The following is a 24,868-nucleotide window of genomic DNA, read 5'->3' as shown; positions in this document are numbered from 1 at the left end:
CCCATTCAGCACATTCCCCTACATTCCGCGAAAGCTTCATTCCGGGAAAAGCGCTTCACTCAAAAAAGGTCTTGGACACAACTTCAAAGATTCCGATTTCCATTCCACTTGCCTACTCATTCCCGAGAAAATTCGGGAAGTGGTCAAACTCTATTCCAATCTACATCTTTAAAGTCAAGTCCGCTTTAAATCCTACTTCAAAAGAATAATTTGGTTCTATAATCCGTTCAGCACTTTCCCGCTACATTTCGCAAAAAGCTACATTTCGGGCAAAGAGCTTCTCTATAAAAAATCTTGGACCCAATTCCCGTTTTTGGTTTTCCATTCCGCTTCCCCTTCCCGCTTCGCTGGGAAGGAACGCTACATTCCCAAACCAAAACCGTGAATCCAGTCCGCTTGTAATCGGAAAGTCAAAGCCTCGATTTTCTTAACAGAATTAACGGCAAAGCCTACTTTGGTCTTTACTCGATAATTCTTAAAAACCGAACCTTTGCCTCACACATTTTAAGGGGTTTATAATAGATGAAGCCTTTATTGTTTTTCGGGACAGCGAAAAACAGGTATGGCATAACCAATTCTAAAATAAAGCCATTTGCTCTGTTCGCTTAACTGTCGGTACGCTCTCGTCACAAATGGCTTTATAAGAATTGCTAATACCATTATGGAACTTGTCAAGACTGTACAAGTTTTAGGCAAAAATAAGGTTTCTACTTCCTTGAAAATCCAAGGATTTTACTACGTCGCAAACACACCTGATTTATTCCCTAAAAGTCTTGACAAAACCCACTTCATCCATTGTGCGGAGCACGAAAGAAATCATACAAACACCCCTTAAAATTTAATTCAGTTTAAATCAAAAAGGGAAATATTAATCTTTTAAATCTTTTATTATGAGTACTATTAAAAATCACGTACAGTTAATTGGAAATGTTGGGCAAGAGCCAACCATTACGAACCTTGAAAGCGGTAAGAAAGTAGCCCGTTTATCATTGGCAACCAATGAATACTACAAAAACGGCAAGGGCGAAAAGCAAACGGATACCAATTGGCACACCGTTGTCGCTTGGGGCAAAACTGCTGAAATTATCGAAAAGTATGCCGAAAAGGGCAAAGAAATCGGAGTTGTTGGAAAACTAAAGACCCGAACCTATACCACGGACGATGGCAATCAACGCTATGTTACCGAAGTGATAGCCGATGAAATCCTATTATTAGGTAGTAAGTAAAAAGTAAAGAGGGCACTAATACCAGTTTTCAATTAGTTTGTGCCCTCTTCTTTTCATCATTAATTCTAAAAAGATATAACAATGAAAGCACAAGTTAACGAAATAAAAGAAGGATTGCAACATTTTCACGGTTCTGAAATGTTCTATCAAATCCCATTAATACGCACCCGATTTACAAACGGACTGAAATATTTAGCCAACGTAGCAGAGTGTTTTTGGCTCATTACCGATGTTTCAGTAATCGCCAAAAGTTTGCTAAACCGAAGCCATTTTATAACAATAGATTTTAAAAGGCTATCGGAAGAGGAACAGGATTATACAGGCTATGAAGCTGAAATAATTTACAGCGATGGAAATGGGAATATATTTGAAATACACCGATACAATTTTACCGATTTTCCTTTGGATGAACTACGGTTGTATTTTGTGGATAATACGTTGATGCTTACAAGCGAATATTAAAAAGTAAGGCTATGATTTATCTAAATTATAACAACCTCGATGACGAAACCCAACAACATCTACTTTCCGTTTCAAAAGAAGATATAGAAAGCAAATTTGGGAACGACCTTAAAGCCTACGCCAATGAACATCATATGGATTATGATAAGATATTGGACGAAGAAGCGATAAAAAATCTATATTCATATCAGTACGTTTTTAACATCTAAAATAAAAACAAGAATTAAGACCTTTGAACTTTCAGAGGTCTTTTTTTGTGCTTTACTTTTTTCAAATTTACAAGAGCCAATATTCAAAAACTCGACGTCTTAAATTTACTTTTTTATAAAAATCCTATTTTTTGGTATCAAAACTAACCATTTGGAAACAATCTGTATTTCAATATTATATCTAAATAGAATATCTTTAAAAGACTGTTAGCAGTATCAATTTAAAGTATCGTTATCCCATTTTGATTTGACTTTCGCCGATAATGATACCCATCAAAAATTAAACATATCGGAATTTTTTATTCCGAAAAAAAGCAACTGACTTTTCAGTCAGGTTGTTTGAAAAATTTTGTCCCTGCGGGACGAATTTGAGAAGCAAGAGGGTAACACGCCAAGGCGATGTTAACGATTGGTTTTTAGTTGTAATTATTTGATATTCAAATAATTACTGGTTATATAAAATAGAGAAATAACAAAGTTTTACAGTAAATCCTTTTGAAACCCCTATAAAACGGCAATTTTTTACAGTAAATGAGTTCAAATCATCAAAAGAAATACAGTTTTTCTGCCATTAGTATTAAACCTAAAGTGGCAACTCGCTTTCGGAAATTTTCCAAGGAAATTACCCATTCACATACTGATACGTTGGAAGCAATGATGAACTTTTTCGATTTGAACGAGCTATCCCCAAATGAATCTTTGGGTGCAAATATGAAGACTTTAGAGAATAGCTTAAAAAAACGAATCAATGCACTTGTAGCCATTATTAGGGATATTGAAAAAAACCAGACCAAACCCACCAATGCAATGTTGGAACTGCTCTTTCAGGAGAATCCAAAAGAGGAAGAAGCACAAGAAGAATTATTTGAATTTGAACAACAGGAATTGATTACAGAAAATGAGGAACTGAATCATTATCGAAATCGGTACGAAGAAGTTCAACAACAATTCCATTCCGTAAAATATGATTTAGAAAAAATCATTGATAAGACCACTTATGTTAAAAGCAGTTTTGGAGGTGGCTATTTAAAACTGGATTTAAGCAAAGATGAATTTGAAAACATTAAACAAAAATTATAATGTATATCACAGTAACCAAACAGACATTAGATGGCAATTATGCACAGAGCGTTTCCGATTTTGTCGCTTATCTCGAAAAAGAAAACGATGACAAATCCATTGATGAAATGGAACATTTTTTCAATCAGTATGGCGAAGAAATATCAGGTAAGGAAGTCATCCAAGAAATTGACGGAAATACGGCTAAACTCAAAAAGACCGAACCAAAGTTTTATTCCATTACAGTCAATCCGAGTGCTTATGAATTGAAGCGATTGCAAAATCATTCCGAGGAACTGAAAAAGTACACCCGAGAATTGATGAAAGAGTACGCTAAATCTTTTAATCGGGAAATAAACGGACGAGCTGTTACTGTAGATGACATTATATACTATGCCAAAATTGAGCATCAGCGTACGTATAAGGGAACGGATAGGAAAATTCAGGAGAACCAACCTTATGCCACCAAGATACTTCAAATTAAGAACGATATCCGGAAAATTAAAAGTGGCGAATTAGAAGGCAACATCAAAAAATTACAGCAAACGATGTCCCGATTGGAAAAAGAAGCACCACATCAACAAGATGGAAAACGCATTGTTAGAGGGATGCCTAAAGAAGGCTCTCAAAGCCATATCCATATTATTGTGAGCAGAAAGGATATGTCCAATAAATACAGTTTGTCCCCTGGTAGCAAGTACAAAGCTTCGGAAACCGTTTTTAATGGCAAACCTGTAAAACGTGGTTTTGATAGGGACAAATTCTTTAAGGCTTCTGAAAAAACGTTTGACACTCTATTTCAATACAAACGAAACTATGTTGAAACTTATAAGGCACGTAAAACATTCCTGAAAAATCCAAAGTTGTATTTCTCAATTCTTTCGGGATTGCCAACCAATGAAAAGGCAACTGCCTATAAAATACTTGCCAAATCTGGTGTACCCATAATGAATATTCCAACAAACAAAGTACAGTTGGCATTAAAGATAATCAACAAGTTTAAAAAAGGGATTGACCGAGCAATACAGTCGGGTTCTATTGGGATATGAGTATGTCAATACCACATATCATCCTTTTTATTGTTGTTCCGGTATTGTTTGTCAGTACAGTTTTATATGTGTTTCTTCATCAAGAAGAGCCCAAAAACGGAGATAAGAAATATCAGGTACGCTTTAAACTTCGTCGTGGAAAATTTCAAATCGAAAATATCAAGCGAGGTGCATCGATTATTGGCTCTGCGGGAAGCGGTAAAACAGAAAGTGTTATCTATAATTTTTTACAGCATTTTGGTACCCATCAATTTTGTGGTATCATACACGATTACAAGGATTTTGAACTTACCGAAATTGCCTACCCATTATTTAAAGAAAAGGATATTAAATTCTACACCATTGCCTTTGACCAAATCCATTATCGTGTAAACCCAATTGCCCCAAGATATTTGCCCAATGAAGAAAGTGTGAATGAATTATCCAAGGTACTCATTGAAAATCTTTTGGAGTTTAACGAATCCAATACAAACAGTACCACAAAATTCTTTAGTGATGCTGTTGAAGGTTTGATGGGTGGAATGATTTGGAAACTAAAAACGTCCAATCCTCAATATTGCACCCTGCCCCATTTGATTGCTATTTTTCAATCGATGACTACCAAACAGTTGGTTACTTTTGTGAGTTCAAATATCACTTCCCGAAGTATGGCAAGTGCTTTTATCAACGGAATGGATTCTGACAAGCAAACGGCGGGTGTAAAAAGCACATTGGCCAATGCCTTTAAAAAGATAGGTTCACAACAGTTGTTTATGGCTTTGTCAAAAGATGAAGTACCATTGAATATCAACAGCAAGGATAATCCTGCTGTTATCTGCATTGTGAACCATCCCAAATATGAATCGGCTTACTCGCCTATCATCGCTGCAATTATGCACACAGTCATCAAGCAAATGAGCGTGAGAGGTCAACAGTCGTCCTTTTTAATGATGGAAGAAGCCCCTACCATAAAGCTGCTTAATATGCACCGCATTCCCGCAACTTTAAGAAGCTATGATATTGCCACAATTTACGTGATGCAGGATAAAATACAGAATGATATGCTATATGGAGACAAAGCGAGTAAGGCTATTTTGAGTAACCTTTCCTATCAGTTTTTCGGCAAAGTTAATGACCCAGATACTGCAAAATATTATGAGCGTTTCTTTGAGATTGTCCGTATGGAAACCACAAGTATAAATCGTGGACACAATCTAAATTTTGATACACGGATTACCACAGGCGAAAAAGAAGTTTCCAAACGCAGGGCAGATGTTTTCTTTCGTTTGAAACAAGGCGAGTTTATAACTTTTGCTGATGGCGAGGATAAAAGAGTTCAATTTAAACTACAAGTGATTAAAAGGGAAATACCATATCCTCATCGACATTTTACAACCGATGAATTAAAGCTCAATTTTGAACGGATTTATAGAGAGGTAAAATCTATATTTAAGGTTAACTAAAATTAGTCTATAAAGAACAACCGTAGTTTTTGCACAGCCTGTGCATCGATTAATTTGTATCTTTGTCAAACTTTATGAAAATATTCTTTTCCATATCAATGTCAATTTTATTCTTTTTTCAGGGAATTAGCATTGATATGGACTTTTGTGGACCAATTAAAGAAATTTCAAGCATTATTACCCATTATCAAGACCATAAAGTTTATGGAGACTCTTTCCTTGAATATGTAGTTGAAGATTACATTGACAATGATGCAAAAAATGAAGGGCATCATAATAACCCAGATAAGGAGAATACACCAGTCCATTCCCATCATCAATGTTGTCACCCTTTAGTATTAATTATTGCGAACAACAATTCGGTTTTAACCAATCGACTAAAGTTTGAAGAGAAAAAACAGTTTAACTTACATAAAGTAAACTTCACTTCCAGATATCTGGAATCGCTTTTCCAACCCCCTAAAGTATAATTCAGTTTTTTTTAGGATAGCTATATCCTACCGTGATGCTTTTCAAAGTAAGTATCGCATCATAAACGCATTGCATTTCTTTGCATTGCGATGTTTAAACTGAATTAATACTTTTTCTATGATTAACAAAATCATTTCATTTTCCATTAATAACAAGTTTATTATTGGGCTCTTTATAGTGGCACTTGTAGGTACGGGCATTTGGTCTATGGCCACTATAAATCTGGGTTCTGTACCCGATATTACCAACAACCAAGTACAGGTTATTACAGTTGCCCCAAATTTAGGTACTGAAGACATTGAACAATTTGTTACTTATCCGGTAGAATTGGCAATGGCAAATCTACCAGACGTTATCGAGCTGCGTTCGGTGTCTCGTTTTGGATTGTCAGTTGTTACTATCGTATTTGAGGACGAGGCAGGCACATATCTTCCCCGGCAATTAGTGCAAGAGAAATTAACCGAAGTTGCCGGAGAAATCCCCGAAGGCTTCGGCACGCCATTTATGGCCCCAATTACCACAGGTTTGGGCGAAATCTACCAATACAGCCTAAAAGTAAAGGAAGGCTACGAAGATAAATACGATGCAATGGAGCTTCGTACCATCCAAGATTGGATTGTAAAACGCCAAATGGCATTAGTTCCAGGAGTCGTCGAGGTAAATGCTTTTGGAGGATTTGTGAAGCAATATGAAGTAGCCATAAACCCCAATAAGCTAAAAAGTTTCGGTATTACAATGAACCAGGTCTTTGAAGCCCTTAAAGTGAACAATGCCAATACTGGAGGTGCCTATATAGAAAAAAATAACCAAGCCAATTTTATCCGTGGCGAAGGCTTGGCCCGAAGTATCGCCGATTTGGAAAACACAGTTGTAACTACTCAAAACGGTAGTCCCGTTTTAATACGGGATGTCGCTGAAAAGGTTGGATATGGCAGCCAAGTACGCTATGGCGCTTTTACCCAAGATGGACACGAATCTGTGGGCGGACAAATTTTAATGCTGAAAGGCGAAAGCCCAGGCGACGTGATCGAAAATGTGGAAAAGCGTATTGTAGAAATTCAAAAATCCCTGCCGGAAGGCGTTTATATTGATGCTTTTTTAAGTCGAAGTGAACTTATTGAGGCAACCACAAGTACCGTTAAAACAAATCTAATAGAAGGTGCCCTTATTGTCATATTTGTTTTGGTCTTGCTTTTAGGAAGCTTCCGTGGTGGCTTGATAGCAGCGTCGATAATCCCTTTATGCCTATTATTTGCATTTATTTTGATGAAACAATTTGGCATTTGGGCAAATTTAATGTCCTTGGGTGCGATCGATTTTGGGATTATTGTAGATGGTGCGGTGATTATCGTGGAAGGAGCGGTTTTCCACATTCATCAACGGATGAAAAAATCCACAACCGCCATTAACCAAGCTGAAATGGATGAAATCGCCTATGACTCTTCAAGTAAAATGATGAATTCTGCCTTCTTCGGTCAACTAATTGTTCTTATAGTTTTTACACCTATTCTGTTTTTGACCGGTGTGGAAGGGAAAATGTTTCGACCAATGGCATTTACATTTGGTTTTGCCGTTTTAGGGGCAATTATTCTTTGCCTTACCTACGTACCAATGATGTCATCATTATTTTTAAAACCTGCTAAAAATCAAAATAGTTGGTTTGCCAAATTTGAAAACAAGATTGATAGGTTCAGTGATAAAATTATGGGGGTTCTGAATCGTATCTATCTGCCTATATTAAATTTTGCACTTCGCTTTCGGGCAGGTGTGGTTATAGGCGCGGTTGCCTTGCTTTTGATTGCAGGATTTATTTTTAGCAATATGGGAGCAGAATTTGTCCCTAAATTTGATGAAGGCGATATTGCATTTCAAGCATTGATAAAACCAGGGAGCAGTCTTTCAGAATCTATTGAGGCCTCAGAGAAACTTCAGAATTTAATCAATGAGTTTCCGGAAGTAAAAACAGTAGTTTCAAGGATTGGTGTGGCTGAAATACCAACAGACCCAATGCCTATGGATATTGCCGATAGTTATATTATTCTTGAAAAGGACAAGAGTAAATGGACATCCGCAGATAGTAAAGAAGAACTCATAGAAAAGATTCAAGAAAAAATTTCAGTAGTTCCCGGCGTAAATTTTGTGTTTACACAACCTGTAGAACTTCGTTTTAATGAATTGCTGACTGGTGTCCGTGAAGACGTGGCCATCAAATTGTACGGAGAAGATTTGGACGTTTTGGCAGACAAGATACAGGAAATCGCGGCAGTAATTAGGACCGTTCCCGGAGCGGCTGACATTAATGTGGAGGCTACAAGTGGTTTGCCACAAATGACGGTGGTATATAACCGTGCGAAAATGGCACAATACGGTGTAACCGTTGATAAGCTGAATGATTATGTAAGTGCTTCATTTTCAGGAGAACAGGCAGGAGTCATTTTTGAAGGGGAAAAACGGTTCGATGTGGTCATTCGTTTGGCAGAGGAATATCGACAAGACATCAATAGCTTAAAAAACCTTTATATAGACCTGCCAAACGGTGCACAAGTACCATTAAAGGAGGTGGCAGATATCAGCTATAAACCCGGACCAATGCAGATTTCAAGAGACAATACCTCTCGTCGTACTTCCGTGGGCGTGAATGTTCGTGGGCGCGATGTAAAATCGATGGTCGAGGAAATTCAACAAAAATTGGAAACGGATGTTAAACTGCCACCAGGTTATTTTGTAACCTACGGCGGATCATTTGAAAACCTACAACGAGCATCAGACCGATTGATGATTGTAGTCCCAATCGTTCTATTAACAATATTTGTTCTGCTTTACTTTGCTTTGAATTCAGTTACACAAGCCTTGATGATCTATATGGCAGTGCCTTTGGCGGCCATTGGTGGCGTTTTCGTTTTGTTGATTCGTGGAATGCCTTTCAGTATTTCCGCGGGAGTCGGATTTATCGTGCTCTTCGGAGTTGCCGTATTAAACGGACTCATACTCATAAATAAGTTCAATGAATTAAAAGACAGTGGAATGACAGATTTAAAAAAACGTATATATGAAGCTACGCACGAACGTTTACGTCCAATTTTATTAACAGCCATTACAACAATTATGGGCTTTATCCCAATGGCGATTTCTACCTCTGGTGGTGCCGAAGTACAGCGGCCCTTGGCGACAGTAGTCATTGGAGGAATGCTTACGGCAACATTTCTGACCTTGGTGGTTATTCCTATTCTTTATTATTGGCTTGAATCGAGAAAGGAACGAAACAATAACGATGGAGGTGTAAGCTATGTCAACAAATCAACGAACATTGTAACCGTATTATTGATGGTTGGCGGTTTGATGGCTTCTGGAACTGCTTTTGCCCAAGACACCAATCAAAATGGAACAATGCCAAAAACCTTGACTGTAGATGAGGCCATTGCTATGGCAAAACAGAATTATCCATCGCTTAAGGAAAGTCAGGCATTTATTGAACGGGAAAAGGCACTAAAGGGAACGAGTTTTGACCTTGGTAGCACACAAGTTTTCACGGGCAAAGAAGAATATGGCAATAATCTTCCTGGAGTGCAAACAACCGTTGGCGTGCAACAGGGCAATATCGATTTGCTTTCAGGATTTTCAAAATCGAAGTTTTATAAAGAGCGCATTGCCTTGGGAGAAAAGTTTTATGTGGCCAGTGAACAACAGTTGGTGCGCAATGTGATGCAAGCCTATGACCAAATTAATTATTACAAGGCACAGTTGCGTTTTGCAGACCAATTGGACAGTATTTATGCCAATTTTAAGTCCGCTGCCCAACTTCGGTATGACACTGGAGAAACAGGCAAGTTGGAATTTATTTCAGCCTCTTCCGAATTTCAACAGATTCAAGTGTTGAGGCAACAAGCTTTTGATGATATTGAAATTGCCAAACGTGCCTTAAAACAATATTTGGGAACGGATGAAACCATCGAGACGGTAGATGGTTTTTACGAGCCATTGGATTTTATGGCGACATTGGATTCAACTTCGGTTGCCAATAACCCAATGTTGCAATATGCCTTGCAAAATGCCGAAGTAAGTAAAGCAAATGTGGGCGTTGAAAAATCGCAATTCCTACCGAAATTCAGTTTATCATATGGCAGGCAGGTTGTGGATGATGTTTCAGGGTTTAATACCTATCAGGCAGGTATTAGTATTCCGTTATGGTTTTTTCCGCAGAAGTCAAGGGTTAAGGCAGCCAAGGCAGACGCAATGGTAGCAGAGAATCAATATTTGGAGCAAAAAGCGGTTACAGAAAGTCGTGTTTCACAATTGACCAAATCACTCGAAAAAACAAAGAAGATTTTGCAATATTACGAAGAAGGCGCACTATTGTTGGCAGAAGAACAAATTACCACAGCGCAGTTGGCTTCTAAAGAAGGCGAAATAGATTACGTCAATTATATCACCATTCTTAATAGTGCCATCCGTATTAAACAAAACCATTTACAATACATCAATCAGTATAACCAGCAGACCATTGATATGCAATATCAATTGGGCAATTTATAACCTTAAAAAAAGAGAAATGAAGAATATACTATTAGTTAGTACCGTATTATTTACACTTATGTTTATGAGTTGTAATGATGCCCAAAAATCTGAACTTGGACATAATGAAGCCGAAGGTGTATCAAAGACCAATGAAGTTGGAGAAGATGCACACGGCGAAGAAGGCCACGTTGAAGGAGAGGAAGAAGGTGGTCACAGCGAGGAAGAAGGCGTTGTAGAACTTACAAAGCAACAAGCTGAAACCATCGGTTTGGAAATGAAATCTTTGGAGGAACGGAATTTAGGGAACAACATTAAGGTAACAGGTACGCTGGAACTTTTCCCACAGGATAAGGCGAATATCAGTCCGTTTGTTGGTGGAAATGTGAGTTCCATAAAAGTAATACCTGGAGATAATGTAAGTAAAGGACAGGTATTGGCATATATAGAACACCCAGATATCATTGCAATGCAACAGGAATATCAGGAAAAAAATGACGAACTGGTCTTTTTGAAACAGGATTTTGAGCGCAAGCAGACTCTTTATGACAAAGGTGTTTCTTCTGGAAAGGAATTTCAGATGGCGCAGTCAAAATTTCGTTCCACAACATCCAGCGTCAATGGTTTGCGGTCCCAATTGAGACTGTTGGGCATTAATCCGGACAAAGTGGCTGAAGGCCAAATATATTCCGCTGTTCCCATTACCACACCCATAAGTGGCTATGTGGATGAAGTAATGATTAGCCTTGGCGATTACGTGGCGCAACAATCCAAAATGTTCTCAATAAGCGATAATTCAAAGATTTATGTCAACTTCAAAATATATGAGAAGGACATAAAGCAAATCAAGAAAGGACAACAGATATATTTTTCTACGGCCTCTCGTCCAGATGAACTGCTTAAAGCAACCGTTCGGTCTGTGGGTAAAACATTTAACACCGACCCAAAAGCTTTGGAAGTTCTGGCAGATATTGAAAACGAGGATAAAAACCTATTGCCGGGTATGTACGTGGAAGGGCGAATAGTGCAAGGTGAGAAAAAAGGTTTCGCCGTACCGGAAGCCGCCGTTATAAAAGAAGGCGAGCAATCCTTTATTTTTATTCTGGATGAAGATGGAGAAATGGAAGCGAACAAAATGAAATTTAAAATGATACCCGTAACGGTTGGTATTACTGATTTAGGCTTTGTTGAAGTCAATCTGCCTGCCGAAGTTTCAAAGGACGCCAAAGTTGTCATAAACGGAGCTTATAATCTCTCTTCGGAAATGGTTAAAGGCGAACTGGAACACGGACATTAATTCAATAATAATCAAAGATTTTGATTCCGGGTTTGTTTATCGTCTTAATTAGTTAGTTAAAAATTAGAAAACAGGCTCGGTTCAAAATTGATTTAAAATATTCATAATATGAAGGAAATAAAAGCATTTATAAAACCGAACCGAATCCAAAGAGTCATTGAAGCACTATCAGATAATGGATTTAAAAGTATGACCCTTTCACAAGCAGAAGGAACTGGCGCCTTTAAGTCAAAAGGTGCAAGACCGTCGTTGGATTTTCACGTGACAGATAGTCCAGTGGTTAAGTTGGAACTGGTCTGCCAAAATGAGGAAGCCCAAGTGGCCATTGAAACAATTATAGCCAACGCCAAAACCGACGGACCTGGAGATGGTATTATTTATATAGCAAATATTGAAGATGCCTTTCAGATTAAATCTGGAGATTCCTTAAAACGGTACGACCTATAAAACACTTTGTTGCAAATGGAAAAAATAGTCCAACTACTTGAAAGCAAAGGGATACGACCTACGGCTATGCGCCTAATGACTTATAAACGTTTGGTGGAATTAAAGGTAGCCATCAGTCTTGGCGATTTGGAAAAGGATTTTAAGGTCAGTGAAAGAAGCACCCTATTTAGGACTATGAAAGCGTTTGAAGAAAAAGGTATTGTGCATCAAATTGAGGATGGGACAGGTGTTATAAAATACGCCCTTTGCGAAGAAAATTGTGAGTGCGAGGTCGGCAACGACCTTCATTTACACTTTCATTGCAACAATTGTAATGAAACTGTCTGTTTAACAGAGCATAAAATCCCTCATATCAACTTACCTGATGGCTATATTACCGAGGATATCAACTTGGTGGTAAAGGGCATTTGCGAAAAATGCAGCGACAATCTGGATTAAACGTTTGGTTTTTAAATTCAATTATCATTTATAAATAGTGAGCAATGATAACAATCTATAAAAAAGAGGCTACTGTATATATGGTGGCAGAGAATAAGCTGGATGCCAAGGATTATGAAAACTTGATACCGGTCTTAACAGAACATATAACTGCATATCAGGAAGTTTCCTGGTACATTGAAATGCAAAATTTTGAAGGCTGGACGGTAAGTGCCTATTGGAAGGGCATTGAATTAAATCTTCCGAATGAAACGCATTTAAAGCGTGTTGCTTTAGTGGGTAGCGTTAAATGGCAGGAGCAATTTACCGAGGCATTGCTTCCTTTTTCAGAAGCTCATATAAAATTTTATAAGCCAGAAGAAAAAGACGATGCCAAAGAATGGATAAAAAAAAATAGTAAAAAATGAAAAAAATACAACTAAAAATTCCAGTTATCCTTCCGCAAGTTCCAAACGAAAAAGATACTTGTGTTGAGCGGCTTATAAAAGAATTACAGGCTAAAGAGGGCATCGAAAAAGTACACGTTGCCGATACAAAGGAAGATGACACACCACAGCTCTGTTTTCATTATGACCCCGATATCATTTCTATAGACCGCATTCAATCCCTCGCCGAACGGACTGGTGCTGAAATTACCGAAAAATACGGGCATTTGCTCATTGAGGTTAAAGGAATCAGACATACAAGACAGGCACGTTCCATAGAGAAAAGTCTTTTGGCAATCAATGGGGTTTTGGAGGCTTCCGTTTCGGCCTCTGGAATGGTGCGCCTTGAGTTTGATAAAAAGCAAACAAATTTTGATGAAATAAGTAAACAGATTGAAAAGGAAGACCTTCAGGTTAAGCGGAGTTCTTCAAACGAAAATAATTACACCGAAGCATCCAAAAAAAAACAGGAACGTTCAAAGAAGGAAGATACTAAAGAGCAAACTTCCACAGAGGGCCACGAGCACAAGGAGGGCGAGACCCACGAGGAAGGAGAAGAGCACGCCCACGGTGGGGTTTTCGGTAAAAATACGGAGCTTATTTTTTCCATTATCTGTGGGGCACTTCTCGGGATAGGTTTCGGGCTTTCTTATGTGGAATCCATCCCGGATTGGGTCAGTCTTACTTTGTACATTGGCGCGTACTTTTTCGGTGGTTTCTTTACGGCCAAGGAAGCGGTTCAAACTGTGGCCAAGGGTGGTTTTGAAATTGATTTTTTAATGCTGGTCGCTGCCATTGGTGCCGCCATTCTGGGAGAATGGGCAGAAGGTGCACTGTTGTTGTTTTTATTTAGCCTTGGGCACGCCTTGGAACATTACGCAATGAACAAAGCAAGAAAAAGCATTGCCGCGCTTGCAGACCTTGCACCAAAAACAGCCTTGCTTAAAAAAGATGGTAAGACTGTAGAAGTTGGGATTGAGAAATTGAGTATTGGCGATATTATAGTGGTCAAGCCCAATAGTAAAATATCCGCAGATGGCGTCGTGGTCAACGGAAAAAGTAGTGTAAACCAAGCACCAATTACTGGGGAAAGTGTACCTGTGGACAAAATCCCTGTGGAAGATAAGGACAGAAACTATTCGGCAGACGATGATATCAAGGATGAAAACCGTGTGTTTGCTGGAACTATCAACGGTAATAGTATGTTGGAAATTAAGGTAATCAAAGAAGCCAAAGACTCTACCCTGTCCCGATTGGTTAAACTGGTCAACGAGGCGCAGACCCAAAAGTCCCCCACACAGCTGTTGACCGATAAGTTTGAAAAATACTTTGTGCCATCCGTACTGATATTGGTTGGTGTCTTGCTCTTTGCCTTTCTGGTCATTGATGAACCGTTTAGTGCCAGCTTTTACCGTGCAATGGCGGTATTGGTAGCTGCAAGTCCCTGTGCTCTGGCCATTTCAACACCAAGTGCCGTATTGAGCGGTGTGGCGCGAGCAGCGCGTGGTGGTGTACTCATTAAAGGTGGGAGACCGCTGGAAGATTTGGGCGAATTGACCGCTTTGGCTTTTGATAAAACAGGCACGCTTACCGAAGGCAAGCCCAAACTTACCGAAGTAGTACCATTGGGGGATATTGAAGAAAATGAACTGTTAAAGATAGCCGTTGCCGTTGAAAACTTGAGCGACCACCCTTTGGCCAAAGCCGTCGTAAGGGATGGGAAAGAGCGTCTGAAAGGTACTGATATTATCGATGCGTCAGATTTGGAAGCAGTTCTCGGAAAAGGTATCAAAGCTTCTTTGGGCAAGGATAAAATCTATATTGGAAACCTTGACTTGTACGAAGACCTCGATGAAGCAAAACCATCCGAAGATATATCGAATAAAGTAAAAGAACTTGAAGGTGGTGGAAATACTACGATGCTCATAAGAAGGAACAAAGAATATATAGGTATCATCGCCCTGATGGACACCCCACGGGAAGCGGCCAAGGAAACACTGAAAAAATTAAAGGAAATCGGTATCAAGCGGATGATAATGCTAACCGGGGATAATCAAAAGGTTGCCGATGCCGTTGCTAAAGAAATTGGGTTGACCGATGCCTGGGGAAGCCTGTTGCCAGAGGAAAAAGTAAATGCCATTAAAAAATTAAAAGAACAGGAATCCAAAGTCGCAATGGTAGGCGACGGTGTGAACGATGCCCCTGCAATGGCAAACAGCACCGTAGGTATCGCAATGGGTGCAGCGGGCAGTGATGTGGCCTTGGAAACTGCGGACATTGCCCTAATGGCTGATAAACTGGAAACACTGCCCTTTGCCATAGGTTTGAGCAGGAAGGCAAAGGCCATTATCAAGCAAAACCTTTGGGTCAGCCTCGGTATTGTGGCATTGCTTATCCCATCGACCATTATGGGTTGGGCCAATATCGGTATTGCAGTGGTCATCCACGAAGGCTCAACATTACTTGTGGTTTTTAATGCGTTAAGGCTTTTGGCTTATAAGAAATAAATTTAATAAAAAGGGTTGCTTTTGAATCAAGGTTAAAATGACCAAAACGGAAAAAATATTATCATATCACGGTATTCGCCCTACTAAAATGAGGTCGAAGATATACAAGTTCCTGAAAAGGAAACAAAGTGCCGTGTCCTTTTCCGATTTGAAAAAGGCTTTTGTTCAAAAGAGCGAAACCAATAAAACAGCAAACAGAACTACCTTTTATCGCAACCTCAAGATTTTTGAGGATAAAGGGTTGATTCATCAGATTAATGATGGGGTCGGAGTGGCAAAATATGCGATTTCTGATGAAAACGCCAAAGGTAAATACGGTACAGATTTACATATGCACTTTCATTGTACCGATTGTAGGAAAACAATCTGTTTACCAAATAAAATATCGGAAGAGAGCTTGCCAGACGATTATGAAGTGAACGATGTGAACCTTGTATTGAAAGGAATATGTGAAAAATGCAGGAAAAAATAACAGGTGGGAGTACTTGAACCTTGAACCTTTGCGCCCAATGGTCCAGTTCAGGTTTTTTCCACCCTCTTTAACTAAAAAATATGGCAGAACTAAAAAAATCTTTGGGTACGCTTCGACTTACCTTTTATGGCGTTGGCACGATTGTGGGTGCAGGAATCTATACCGTGATTGGTGCAGCTGCTGGACAAGCGGGCACAGACCTTTGGTTGAGTTTTATTTTTGCAGCAATTGCGGCTAGTGTCTCTGCAATGTCCTATGCAGAGTTGTCCTCTACCTATCCCAATGCTGGTGCGGAATTTATTTTTGTACGCAAGGCATTTCCAAAAATTGATATTCCGTCTTTTCTCACGGGTTGGACGATTGCGTTTCATAGTTCGGCCACCATTGCAGCCGTGTTACTTGCCTTTTCGGGGTATTTCAATACGTTTTTTAATATGCCCTCTCTTCTAATAAGTTATGGCATTTTATTGGTGTTGTCATTAATTAGTATTACAGGCATCACAAAATCGTCGACAGCAAATATTATTATGGTCAGCATTCAACTTTTGGGATTGTTATTATTGATAGTATTTGGACTTTTGGAAACTGGTCCACCCAAAGCAGAATTTTTTAAAATTGAATCGATTTCTGGAACTTTGGCGGCCACAGCTACACTGTTCTTTATCTATACTGGTTTTGAACATATGGCAGCTTTGGGTTCGGAAGTTAAGAACCCAGGGAAAACAATTCCCCGTGCATTTTTAATGACTATGGTAATAACTACAATAATTTATTTATTTATTGCTTTTACGGTTTTGAATATTGCAGACCCTTCCGCTTTGGCAAACGTGGATTCGCCACTTTCTCTTGCAGCTTCCAATCTCAACAATTGGTTGCCTGTGGTATTGGCTATCGCTGCACTTTTTGCTACGGCTAATGCTGCTTTTAGTGGTATCATATCCATAAGTAGGCTGCTTTTTGGAATGGCCAGTGTCGGAGAACTTCCAAAGTTTATGACCAAAACCAATGCACAGAAAGTACCGTGGGTTACTACTATTGTAGTTATGGCAGCAGTTGCGGGATTTTTATTGTTGGGCGATATTAAGATTGTAGCAGGTATGTCTTCTTTAGGCGCTTTACTTGTTTTTGTTGCCGTAAATGTCGCACTTATCGTGCTTCGGTTTAAAGCACCAGAGCAAGAACGACCATTTAAAGTTCCTTTGGCTATAGGACGAGTGCCGATTTTACCCATTTTGGCGATACTTATAAGTCTATCATTGATAATCCAATTTAATTGGCAGGTTTATTCAGCGTTCGTAGGTGCTGTTATCGTGGGTATTGTGCTTGATTATTTTTTGGACAAAAAGTCAAAAGATGAAATAGACCCTGAAAAAGAAAAGGAACTTTTTAACCATTAAAATGAAGCTATGGACTGGATGTTTGAAGATTTTAAAACTGACCTAGATACCTTAAATCCTATTGTACGAGAAAAAGCCCTGTCCATAGCAAAAGAACTAATTGAAAAAAAAGATATTTCAGCAAAAGAAGCTTTATCAGAAGGCATCATAAGGGCGGAAGAATGGTTTTACGATTTAGAAGGATAATTATTAATTAAAAACTATATAAAATGTTACAGATAATCGAATTAAAAGAAAAAAATATTGTTGCAACAAAAGCTTCGGGCAAATTGAGAAAAGAAGATATAGAAAAAATCCATCCACTTATCCACGCCATACTGGACAAAGGAATGAAAGTCCGGTGGTATTTTGAGATGGTCAACTTTACAGGTTGGGATTTACCTGGTTTATGGGAAGACCTAAAAATGGACACAGCCCACGCCACGGACTATGAAAAAATAGCAATGGTAGGAGATAAAAAATGGCAGAATTGGATAACACAATTTATGAAGCCTTTTACCAATGCCGATATTAAGTATTTCAATATAGACCAAAAGGAAGATGCCAAAAATTGGATTGAGAGCCAGTAAGCTTACTTCCGTAAAAGACAGACGATGAATAAAAAAAGCATTCTTATTACCATTTTAATTGGGTTTGCCATAGGTGTTTTTATCCTTCAACCTTTTGGGATAACAATTTTCACGTTTAGCAGCCAGAATTACAAAATCAATTGATGGCAATATTTAATAAATAATTTCATTGAAATTTTAAATATCAATGGGAATCAAATTTTTGAGAACACTCTGTTTGGCTTATTAGGTGCAAGTGTTGCGCTAATTTATTATTTCGGTAAACGAGAAAAGGATATAGATAACAAGTAGCGGTAAATCGTTATAGGAATGAGCGAAATTTTTTATTTAAATAAGTTAAGTGAAAACTTAATTAATAGCAGGCAGCTTTTATGATGCTTTTTAAAGCAAAATGATTAATAGTATTAAAAGCAAAAGTAGAAGCTGCTTTTTTAAATTATACAAGTAAAGATGCGCATTATGAATATTAAACATTGTTTTTTAATAATCTTGTTGGTTAGTTATTATAAGGTAAATGCCCAAAAAGTTTATACAACTGAAGAAGGTCATATTATGATGATGACTTTGGTTGATGATAAACCCATCAAGGCAGAAAGCCATAAATTGGCACTATATCTTGATTATGATTCCAAAGTGGTCAATGGTGTACTCGACCTTAAGACTTTATCAACATATAGTCCTAAAATCAATGCCCTTTTAGAACAGCGGGAAGACCCTTTAATACTTCGGTTTACTGGCACTATTCCATCACAGGATTTTTTATCAAAACGGCACGACCCTATCAACTTTAATTGGCTGATAGATGTTACTTATCAAGGGAAATCCTTTAAATCACAATTTAAAGCAACCATTACCCATATAGAACAAGGAGTAAGTATGTCCTGCCTGATAAGTGCAACCGGACAATTATTGGTTTCAAATACTGGTTTGGATTCCTTAATAGAGGGTATCGATGATACCATAGAGGTGCAGTTTGCCCAATTGGTGTTGAGATTGGAATGACTGTGAATTTAAATAAAATTATAATTGATATAAATGAAAAAAAAGAAACTGAATTTAAGAGATTTAAATAAAACTTCATCCGATAATCACAAGCGCAATGATGGCCACAACCATAGCAGTCCGGAAAGTATAGGGAAATTTAAAATTTATGTACCAGCAATTTTCAGCTTTGTAATGCTGATTATTGGTATTGCGATGGATTATTTTGACGTAGCTTTTTTTAAAGATTGGATACGTATTGTCTGGTATGCAGTCGCATATCTTCCAGTAGGTTTTCCTGTGATAAAGGAAGGTTGGAACAGCATCAAAAATGGCGATTTCTTTACCGAGTTTTTATTGATGTCCATCGCAACCATAGGTGCATTCGCCATTGGCGAATATCCCGAAGGTGTGGCAGTAATGTTGTTTTATGCGGTAGGCGAATTGTTCCAAAGTGCCGCCGTTAAAAGAGCCAAGAGAAGCATCAAGGCATTACTAGATGTAAGACCTAATGAAGCCTTGGTCTATAGGAACAACAATTATGTTTCTGTAAATCCCGAAATCGTTGCTATTGGCGAAAAAGTGCAAGTCCGTGTGGGCGAAAAAATTCCTTTGGATGGTATTTTATTGTCCGAAAAAGGCTCGTTCAATACCGCAGCATTAACGGGCGAAAGCAAACCTGACACCATTGCAAAAGGAGAAAAAGTATTTGCAGGAAGCATCAACCTTGATGGCGTTATTGAAATCGAAACCACCAAGGAATTTAAAGACAGTTCCATTGCCCGAATCCTTGATATGGTCCAGAATGCCACGGCTCGTAAATCAAAAACCGAATTGTTCATTAGAAAATTTGCAAGAATCTATACACCTATTGTGGTATTCTTGGCGATTGGATTAACATTTTTGCCCTACTTTTTTGTGGATGATTATGTGTTTAACGATTGGTTATATAGAGCATTGATATTCTTGGTAATTTCCTGTCCGTGTGCCTTGGTTATCTCTATTCCGTTGGGTTATTTTGGTGGATTGGGAGCAGCTTCAAAAAATGGAATTCTCTTTAAGGGAGCATCTTTTTTAGATGAAATGACAAGGATAACCACAGTGGTAATGGACAAAACCGGAACCGTGACCAAAGGTGTTTTCAAAATCAAGGAAATAAAAACCATTGATTGGGATGAACCCGAATTTATGAAATACCTAATGGCAATGGAAGAACAATCCACCCATCCCATTGCCAAGGCCATAATGGAATATAAAGCCGATGGCGAAGATTTTCAGGCAAAAGAAGTAACCGAAGTCGCAGGAAAAGGATTAAGGGGAATGGTCAATGGCAAAACTGTTTTAGTTGGGAATAAACCATTGATGACTTCAAATAATATCGAAGTTCCATCTGAAACCGACAACATTGTAGAATCCATCGTAATGGTTTCCATTGATGGTAAATTCGCTGGCTATGTCATCATTGCAGACGAATTGAAAGAAGATGCCCACGAAGCCATCAAACAAATTAGAGAATCTGGAATTTCCAAAATCATAATGCTTTCCGGCGATAAGGATTCCATAACCCAACAAGTGGCAAAAGAAATGGGTATTGATACTGCAAAAGGCGGTTTGTTACCAGAAGATAAGCTCAACGAAGTTGAGCATTTGAAAAAACAATTTAATACTAAAGTAGCCTTTATAGGCGATGGCATCAACGATGCACCGGTTTTGGCAGCGAGCGATGTTGGCATTGCAATGGGTGGTTTGGGCAGCGATGTGGCGATAGAGACCGCAGATGTAATCATCCAAACAGACCAACCAAGTAAAATAGCTAGAGCCATAAAAATAGGACGCTCTACAAGACGCATCGTTTGGCAGAATATTGGGTTGGCCTTTGGTGTAAAAGCAGTGGTTTTGGTTTTGGGCGCAGGTGGTCTGGCAACGATGTGGGAAGCAGTTTTTGCCGATGTAGGCGTGGCCTTGTTAGCCATTCTGAATGCGGTTCGATTACAGAAGATGAATTGGAAATAGTATAAAAGAATGTCTCAAAAAAGAAGAAATAGAAGAAACAAAAAAAATCGGAAATCATCGAATACCGACATCACAAAAAGAGATAAGGTCAAAGGTATTCTTATGATAATCCTTATGGTAATAGCCGCATTTCTGCTTTATTTTTTTGTGCTAAAAGGAAATATTCATAAGCATTAATGAATTAAGATAATAAAATATTCCAAGTGGTTTGTGTGGCTACAAAAATTGAAGTGGAAATGATTGATATATAGTAAAAATGATATTCTATGTCGGAAAATAGACGGAATAGACGAAATAAAAAAAGCAATAAAGTACCCTCTGTAAAAAATAGTATTACCAAAAAAGATAAAATAATTTGGATTAGTATTCTAATCGTTGTTATTGTGTTAATCTTCTTTGTACTGTTCTTGCAATTCCTAAAGTACTTTATATCTATTTAATTAATTACAATTTTAAATGCAACGCTATTGCAGAAGATTAAGTGAAAATAATGATACCCAGAATGAATGACGACAAATTACGACGATATATTAAAAAAATTAGACAATAAATTAGATATTCTTGAAATAGAAGAACAAGATATTTTACTCAAAGCTGAAAAAGGGATTAAACTTGCAAAACAGACCCTTAAATCAGTTAGAAGTATCGTAGTTGATTATGAATTTGAAACCAAATTAGAGGAAATTCATTTCTTTAAATGTACTAAACCAAAAATTTATAGCAAACTTATTTATTACGTAAAATTATTTAACATTGAAAGTAAAAGACCCAGGGGAAGCAATAAATCGCAAGTAAAGTATTTGAACAATTATATTGAGAAACTTCAAACCTACTTTAACGACAATCTTGATTTTTACCATTATTACCGCAGGGAAGCTACTGTATTTGATGAGCAATATTTTTTAAGAGGCAAGGCAGATATTCGGTTGTTCCCAGACTCATTTCACTTTTTTGTTGATGAAGAATTTGCAACAAGCCACGATAGTACCGTGGCCTCAATTTTAGCCTACGACCTTTTGATTGTACACTTAAAACGGGAAATTGATAAATTGGAGAATAATGGAAATTATGCAAGTTTAAGATTGTTACAAAGTAAAACCAAAATTACCTGGACAGCCCACAAAATATATTTAATTGAACTGATATACGCTTTGCACAGTACAGATGTCATTAATAATGGTACTGTTGACATTAAAGATATTGCCTATTTTGTTGAAAAAACATTTAAAGTAGACTTGGGCGATTATTACAGGGCTTTTTTGGAAATACGGATGCGTAAAAATGGCAGAACCAAATTTTTGGATATTCTGAAAAAGCAGTTGACCAAACGGATGGATGATACTGATAACGTAAAATAAAACACCCAAGATGCTTCAACTTGGGTGTTTCTTGTTTTATGGAAAATCTCATTTTATTTGGTGGTTTTTAGATAGGGTATTTTTTCTGAAGAAGTACCAAAACCCTCTATTGTATTACATTGAAAATGAGAGAAGAAAAACACCCAAGTAGGCCTAACTTGTGAATAAAATCCAGCAAACTACCCCAATTTTGTAGAACGAAAGTCAAATCAGGTCAGGGGCTATCATTTTAGATGAAAGCAAAACGGTAGTCCCTTTCTTTTAATCCGTTCTATTATGCCCACAAGTATTATTACCACAGACGACCTTCGAGAATTCAAAATGGAACTGCTCGATGATATCAAGGAACTACTCAATAGCCAATCTGGTCATATTACCAAAAGGTGGCTAAAATCCCCTGAAGTAAAAAAGCTTTTGGGAATCTCTTCTGGCACGTTACAGAATTTAAGAATTAATGGCACATTGCCCTACACCAAAGTAGGGGGTGTACTCTATTACGATTACGAAGAAATAATTAGCGTAATGGAAAATAATAAAGTTCATAACAAATTCTAAATCGTTTTGGAGCAGGTCAATTACATTAAGCACCTAAACGCTGTATTCTTACAATTCTCAAAGGATAGCCGTTTAAATCCCACGCACATAAGTTTGTACGTGGCATTGTTTCAATTATGGAACAACTATCACTTTCCGACAGAATTCTATATCAATCGAGAAGAAGCGATGCGGTTTTCCAAGATTGGTTCAAAAACTACCTACCATCGCTGCATCAAAGAACTACATCATTGGAAATACCTATTATACGAACCCTCACATAATCCATTTAAAGGCAGCAGAATCAAGATGTTCAATTTTGGGACAAGTGATGGACAAGCTCTGTACCCAAACCCTACCAATATCGGAACAAGCAATGGACAAGCGGTGGTATCTATAAACAAACATATACAAACAGGAAAAAACAAAGCAAATGATACTAAACTTGACCAACCAAAAAATGAAAATGAAGTCATTGATTTTTTTGAAAAGGAAAATTGGCCAGAATTGGAAGCCAAAAAATTTTACAACCACTACCAAGGCATCGGTTGGAAAGTAGGTGGAAAAACAAAAATTGTCGATTGGCACGCCACAGCTCGAAACTGGATGATAAAGGCCGAAGAGCTAAAAGAAGAAAAAACAATGGTTGCAGTTAGCCAAAATACGGACAACCTAAAGACAAGTTCCAACAAAAATTATAATGAACCATTATGAATCCCCACAAACCACATATCATTACCGAGGGTAGCGTTCAATACACCTTGGGAGAACTGAAAGACAATCAAATGCTTTATGATTTTGATAAAATGCTAATTTATCTCAATGCCAAAGGAAAACTACTTTTTGGCAAGAAATTCAAAATTTTTGAAGAAGACCGTGATATTATATTCAAGCTCTGTAATTATTTTATCAGGGATGAAGCTAATTGCAAAAAATTAGACATCGACCGCGATAAAGGGATTTTGCTTTCTGGTCCTGTTGGTTGTGGAAAAACCAGTTTAATGAAACTGTTACGCCATATTGTGCCACATCAGAAATCGTATGAGGTTATACCCACACGAAACATTGCCTTTGCCTTTAATAATATTGGGTACACCATCATTGAAAATTACGGCGACAAAAAGTTTTATTGTTTTGATGATTTGGGTGTAGAACCCACCGGAAGGCATTTTGGAAAAGATTGTAATGTAATGGGCGAAATCTTACTTTCACGTTATGATTTATTTTTAAGTCATAAAACTAAAACACACGCAACTACAAACCTCAATGCTAAAGAACTGGAGGAACGTTATGGGAATAGGGTACGTTCAAGGATGCGACAACTGTTCAATTTAATTGCCTTTGATAAAAGCAGTCGTGATAAAAGGGATTAAATCTAATTTTGGTTTTCTTCCTCTAAAAGAAGTAGTTCGTGTATCATATCGCTTTCATCCAAATATTGAGCCAACCATTCTTGTTGGGAAAGCCAATTGATATACTCTTTATCAGATTCCCAAATAGCTTCAACATATTCCCCTCTATATTTACCGAAACTAAATTTCGTTCCAGAATCTTGTCCCTCAACTTCAGTATCGAACAATTTGTAATAGGTTTCTAATAAACCTTCTTCTCTACACCTGTAATACAGCCATTGTTTTTTATAGCCTTTGTATTGCCTTCTTTTTTCAAGATATTTTACCATTTCAACATCAGATAAGGCCTTAAATGAATTTCGTTTGGTTTTTGGTTTAAACAACCATCCAAAAGTCATCCCCAAAGTATTTTGAAGTACGTTCAAAAAGAAAATTGCAATTGCTCTCATTTTATTTGCACTAGAGTTTATAACACTCTAATTAGGCTTAATTTACGAAAAAAAACCAAAATTTTGACTTCCAGAAGTAAAGATATATTCTTAATAAAATTTTAACAATTTGTAGGAAACCGTAAGAATTTAAAAAGACATTTCAGTATATTTATAGGCGATTACGCTTAAAATATTAATGTTTAAAAAGCTAATGGGA

The 24,868-nt window shown here is 37.7% G+C and carries 24 protein-coding genes; 23 read left to right on the top strand and 1 reads right to left on the bottom strand.

Going from position 1 to position 24,868, the window contains the following annotated elements:
• Window positions 1–890: 890 nt before the first annotated feature.
• The 23 genes from G525_RS0114165 (at window position 891) to G525_RS0114050 (ending at window position 24,241) form a co-directional block, all read left to right on the top strand.
• Window positions 891–1,226 carry a single-stranded DNA-binding protein gene (locus tag G525_RS0114165; RefSeq protein ID WP_008992779.1) on the top strand — a complete coding sequence of 112 codons (336 nt, stop codon included), beginning with the start codon at window positions 891–893 and terminating at the stop codon, window positions 1,224–1,226.
• Between the two features lie 81 nt (window positions 1,227–1,307).
• Window positions 1,308–1,688 (top strand): DUF6876 family protein, encoded by a 381-nt coding sequence (locus G525_RS0114160; protein ID WP_025743391.1) that lies wholly within the window; start codon window positions 1,308–1,310, stop codon window positions 1,686–1,688.
• Between the two features lie 11 nt (window positions 1,689–1,699).
• Window positions 1,700–1,897, top strand: a complete 198-nt coding sequence (locus tag G525_RS0114155; protein WP_008992777.1) for a hypothetical protein — start codon at window positions 1,700–1,702, stop codon at window positions 1,895–1,897.
• A 531-nt stretch (window positions 1,898–2,428) separates the two neighbouring features.
• Window positions 2,429–2,977 carry a BfmA/BtgA family mobilization protein gene (locus G525_RS0114150; RefSeq protein WP_027126753.1) on the top strand — a complete coding sequence of 183 codons (549 nt, stop codon included), beginning with the start codon at window positions 2,429–2,431 and terminating at the stop codon, window positions 2,975–2,977.
• Window positions 2,977–4,005 carry a MobB family relaxase gene (mobB, locus tag G525_RS0114145; RefSeq protein WP_027126752.1) on the top strand — a complete coding sequence of 343 codons (1,029 nt, stop codon included), beginning with the start codon at window positions 2,977–2,979 and terminating at the stop codon, window positions 4,003–4,005. The genes G525_RS0114150 and mobB overlap by 1 nt, the downstream gene beginning before the upstream one ends.
• Window positions 4,002–5,447, top strand: a complete 1,446-nt coding sequence (locus G525_RS0114140) for a type IV secretory system conjugative DNA transfer family protein (RefSeq protein WP_027126751.1) — start codon at window positions 4,002–4,004, stop codon at window positions 5,445–5,447. The genes mobB and G525_RS0114140 overlap by 4 nt, the downstream gene beginning before the upstream one ends.
• A 74-nt stretch (window positions 5,448–5,521) precedes the next feature.
• On the top strand, window positions 5,522–5,917 hold the full coding sequence (locus G525_RS0114135) for a hypothetical protein (protein WP_228547182.1): 396 nt from the start codon (window positions 5,522–5,524) through the stop codon (window positions 5,915–5,917).
• A 118-nt stretch (window positions 5,918–6,035) separates the two neighbouring features.
• Window positions 6,036–10,451, top strand: a complete 4,416-nt coding sequence (locus G525_RS0114130; protein WP_027126749.1) for a CusA/CzcA family heavy metal efflux RND transporter — start codon at window positions 6,036–6,038, stop codon at window positions 10,449–10,451.
• Window positions 10,452–10,467: 16 nt separating this feature from the next.
• A complete protein-coding gene (locus G525_RS0114125; RefSeq protein ID WP_027126748.1) occupies window positions 10,468–11,727 on the top strand; it encodes an efflux RND transporter periplasmic adaptor subunit in 1,260 nt (419 codons plus the stop codon).
• A gap of 108 nt (window positions 11,728–11,835) precedes the next feature.
• Window positions 11,836–12,174 carry a P-II family nitrogen regulator gene (locus G525_RS0114120; protein WP_027126747.1) on the top strand — a complete coding sequence of 113 codons (339 nt, stop codon included), beginning with the start codon at window positions 11,836–11,838 and terminating at the stop codon, window positions 12,172–12,174.
• A gap of 15 nt (window positions 12,175–12,189) precedes the next feature.
• Window positions 12,190–12,612, top strand: a complete 423-nt coding sequence (locus G525_RS0114115) for a Fur family transcriptional regulator (RefSeq protein ID WP_027126746.1) — start codon at window positions 12,190–12,192, stop codon at window positions 12,610–12,612.
• Window positions 12,613–12,656: 44 nt separating this feature from the next.
• On the top strand, window positions 12,657–13,019 hold the full coding sequence (locus tag G525_RS0114110) for a SpoIIAA family protein (protein WP_027126745.1): 363 nt from the start codon (window positions 12,657–12,659) through the stop codon (window positions 13,017–13,019).
• Complete coding sequence (locus tag G525_RS0114105) at window positions 13,016–15,544, top strand: heavy metal translocating P-type ATPase (RefSeq protein WP_027126744.1); 2,529 nt, start codon at window positions 13,016–13,018, stop codon at window positions 15,542–15,544. Before G525_RS0114110 ends, G525_RS0114105 begins: the two co-directional genes overlap by 4 nt.
• A gap of 37 nt (window positions 15,545–15,581) precedes the next feature.
• Window positions 15,582–16,016, top strand: coding sequence for a Fur family transcriptional regulator (locus tag G525_RS0114100; protein ID WP_026753622.1), 435 nt, complete (start codon window positions 15,582–15,584; stop codon window positions 16,014–16,016).
• An 80-nt stretch (window positions 16,017–16,096) separates the two neighbouring features.
• The gene (locus G525_RS0114095; RefSeq protein ID WP_027126743.1) at window positions 16,097–17,413 is read left to right on the top strand and encodes an APC family permease; all 1,317 of its coding nucleotides are present in this window, start codon (window positions 16,097–16,099) and stop codon (window positions 17,411–17,413) included.
• A gap of 9 nt (window positions 17,414–17,422) precedes the next feature.
• Window positions 17,423–17,599 carry a hypothetical protein gene (locus tag G525_RS22395; RefSeq protein WP_164674149.1) on the top strand — a complete coding sequence of 59 codons (177 nt, stop codon included), beginning with the start codon at window positions 17,423–17,425 and terminating at the stop codon, window positions 17,597–17,599.
• Window positions 17,600–17,622: 23 nt separating this feature from the next.
• Window positions 17,623–17,982, top strand: a complete 360-nt coding sequence (locus G525_RS0114085) for a SpoIIAA family protein (RefSeq protein ID WP_027126742.1) — start codon at window positions 17,623–17,625, stop codon at window positions 17,980–17,982.
• 459 nt (window positions 17,983–18,441) lie between these two features.
• Window positions 18,442–18,984 (top strand): hypothetical protein, encoded by a 543-nt coding sequence (locus G525_RS0114075; RefSeq protein ID WP_027126741.1) that lies wholly within the window; start codon window positions 18,442–18,444, stop codon window positions 18,982–18,984.
• 33 nt (window positions 18,985–19,017) lie between these two features.
• Entirely contained in the window at window positions 19,018–20,976 is a 1,959-nt protein-coding gene (locus tag G525_RS0114070; RefSeq protein ID WP_027126740.1) for a heavy metal translocating P-type ATPase, read from the top strand.
• 506 nt (window positions 20,977–21,482) lie between these two features.
• The gene (locus G525_RS0114065) at window positions 21,483–22,334 is read left to right on the top strand and encodes an RteC domain-containing protein (protein WP_027126739.1); all 852 of its coding nucleotides are present in this window, start codon (window positions 21,483–21,485) and stop codon (window positions 22,332–22,334) included.
• Between the two features lie 276 nt (window positions 22,335–22,610).
• Complete coding sequence (locus G525_RS0114060; RefSeq protein WP_025743375.1) at window positions 22,611–22,889, top strand: helix-turn-helix domain-containing protein; 279 nt, start codon at window positions 22,611–22,613, stop codon at window positions 22,887–22,889.
• 99 nt (window positions 22,890–22,988) lie between these two features.
• Window positions 22,989–23,582, top strand: coding sequence for a hypothetical protein (locus G525_RS0114055; RefSeq protein WP_245577802.1), 594 nt, complete (start codon window positions 22,989–22,991; stop codon window positions 23,580–23,582).
• The gene (locus G525_RS0114050; RefSeq protein WP_110355858.1) at window positions 23,579–24,241 is read left to right on the top strand and encodes a P-loop NTPase family protein; all 663 of its coding nucleotides are present in this window, start codon (window positions 23,579–23,581) and stop codon (window positions 24,239–24,241) included. Before G525_RS0114055 ends, G525_RS0114050 begins: the two co-directional genes overlap by 4 nt.
• 2 nt (window positions 24,242–24,243) lie before the next feature.
• Here the strand turns inward: G525_RS0114050 and G525_RS0114045 are convergent, their stop codons facing one another.
• A complete protein-coding gene (locus G525_RS0114045; protein WP_027126737.1) occupies window positions 24,244–24,669 on the bottom strand; it encodes an exodeoxyribonuclease X C-terminal domain-containing protein in 426 nt (141 codons plus the stop codon).
• Window positions 24,670–24,868 lie beyond the last annotated feature (199 nt).

This window comes from Gelidibacter mesophilus DSM 14095 (assembly GCF_000423005.1).
Classification (GTDB): Bacteria; Bacteroidota; Bacteroidia; order Flavobacteriales; family Flavobacteriaceae; genus Gelidibacter; species Gelidibacter mesophilus.
Note: the sequence above shows the minus strand (reverse complement) of the source record. Positions and strands in the feature narration are given on the sequence as shown.

Excerpts from the sequence above, each read along its gene's own strand:
- G525_RS0114165 (WP_008992779.1), top strand. The coding sequence starts at position 891 with ATGAGTACTATTAAAAATCACGTACAGTTAATTGGAAATGTTGGGCAA.
- G525_RS0114160 (WP_025743391.1), top strand. The coding sequence starts at position 1,308 with ATGAAAGCACAAGTTAACGAAATAAAAGAAGGATTGCAACATTTTCAC.
- G525_RS0114155 (WP_008992777.1), top strand. The coding sequence starts at position 1,700 with ATGATTTATCTAAATTATAACAACCTCGATGACGAAACCCAACAACAT.
- G525_RS0114150 (WP_027126753.1), top strand. The coding sequence starts at position 2,429 with ATGAGTTCAAATCATCAAAAGAAATACAGTTTTTCTGCCATTAGTATT.
- mobB (WP_027126752.1), top strand. The coding sequence starts at position 2,977 with ATGTATATCACAGTAACCAAACAGACATTAGATGGCAATTATGCACAG.
- G525_RS0114140 (WP_027126751.1), top strand. The coding sequence starts at position 4,002 with ATGAGTATGTCAATACCACATATCATCCTTTTTATTGTTGTTCCGGTA.
- G525_RS0114135 (WP_228547182.1), top strand. The coding sequence starts at position 5,522 with ATGAAAATATTCTTTTCCATATCAATGTCAATTTTATTCTTTTTTCAG.
- G525_RS0114130 (WP_027126749.1), top strand. The coding sequence starts at position 6,036 with ATGATTAACAAAATCATTTCATTTTCCATTAATAACAAGTTTATTATT.
- G525_RS0114125 (WP_027126748.1), top strand. The coding sequence starts at position 10,468 with ATGAAGAATATACTATTAGTTAGTACCGTATTATTTACACTTATGTTT.
- G525_RS0114120 (WP_027126747.1), top strand. The coding sequence starts at position 11,836 with ATGAAGGAAATAAAAGCATTTATAAAACCGAACCGAATCCAAAGAGTC.
- G525_RS0114115 (WP_027126746.1), top strand. The coding sequence starts at position 12,190 with ATGGAAAAAATAGTCCAACTACTTGAAAGCAAAGGGATACGACCTACG.
- G525_RS0114110 (WP_027126745.1), top strand. The coding sequence starts at position 12,657 with ATGATAACAATCTATAAAAAAGAGGCTACTGTATATATGGTGGCAGAG.
- G525_RS0114105 (WP_027126744.1), top strand. The coding sequence starts at position 13,016 with ATGAAAAAAATACAACTAAAAATTCCAGTTATCCTTCCGCAAGTTCCA.
- G525_RS0114100 (WP_026753622.1), top strand. The coding sequence starts at position 15,582 with ATGACCAAAACGGAAAAAATATTATCATATCACGGTATTCGCCCTACT.
- G525_RS0114095 (WP_027126743.1), top strand. The coding sequence starts at position 16,097 with ATGGCAGAACTAAAAAAATCTTTGGGTACGCTTCGACTTACCTTTTAT.
- G525_RS22395 (WP_164674149.1), top strand. The coding sequence starts at position 17,423 with ATGGACTGGATGTTTGAAGATTTTAAAACTGACCTAGATACCTTAAAT.
- G525_RS0114085 (WP_027126742.1), top strand. The coding sequence starts at position 17,623 with ATGTTACAGATAATCGAATTAAAAGAAAAAAATATTGTTGCAACAAAA.
- G525_RS0114075 (WP_027126741.1), top strand. The coding sequence starts at position 18,442 with ATGAATATTAAACATTGTTTTTTAATAATCTTGTTGGTTAGTTATTAT.
- G525_RS0114070 (WP_027126740.1), top strand. The coding sequence starts at position 19,018 with ATGAAAAAAAAGAAACTGAATTTAAGAGATTTAAATAAAACTTCATCC.
- G525_RS0114065 (WP_027126739.1), top strand. The coding sequence starts at position 21,483 with ATGACGACAAATTACGACGATATATTAAAAAAATTAGACAATAAATTA.
- G525_RS0114060 (WP_025743375.1), top strand. The coding sequence starts at position 22,611 with ATGCCCACAAGTATTATTACCACAGACGACCTTCGAGAATTCAAAATG.
- G525_RS0114050 (WP_110355858.1), top strand. The coding sequence starts at position 23,579 with ATGAATCCCCACAAACCACATATCATTACCGAGGGTAGCGTTCAATAC.
- G525_RS0114045 (WP_027126737.1), bottom strand. The coding sequence starts at position 24,669 with ATGAGAGCAATTGCAATTTTCTTTTTGAACGTACTTCAAAATACTTTG.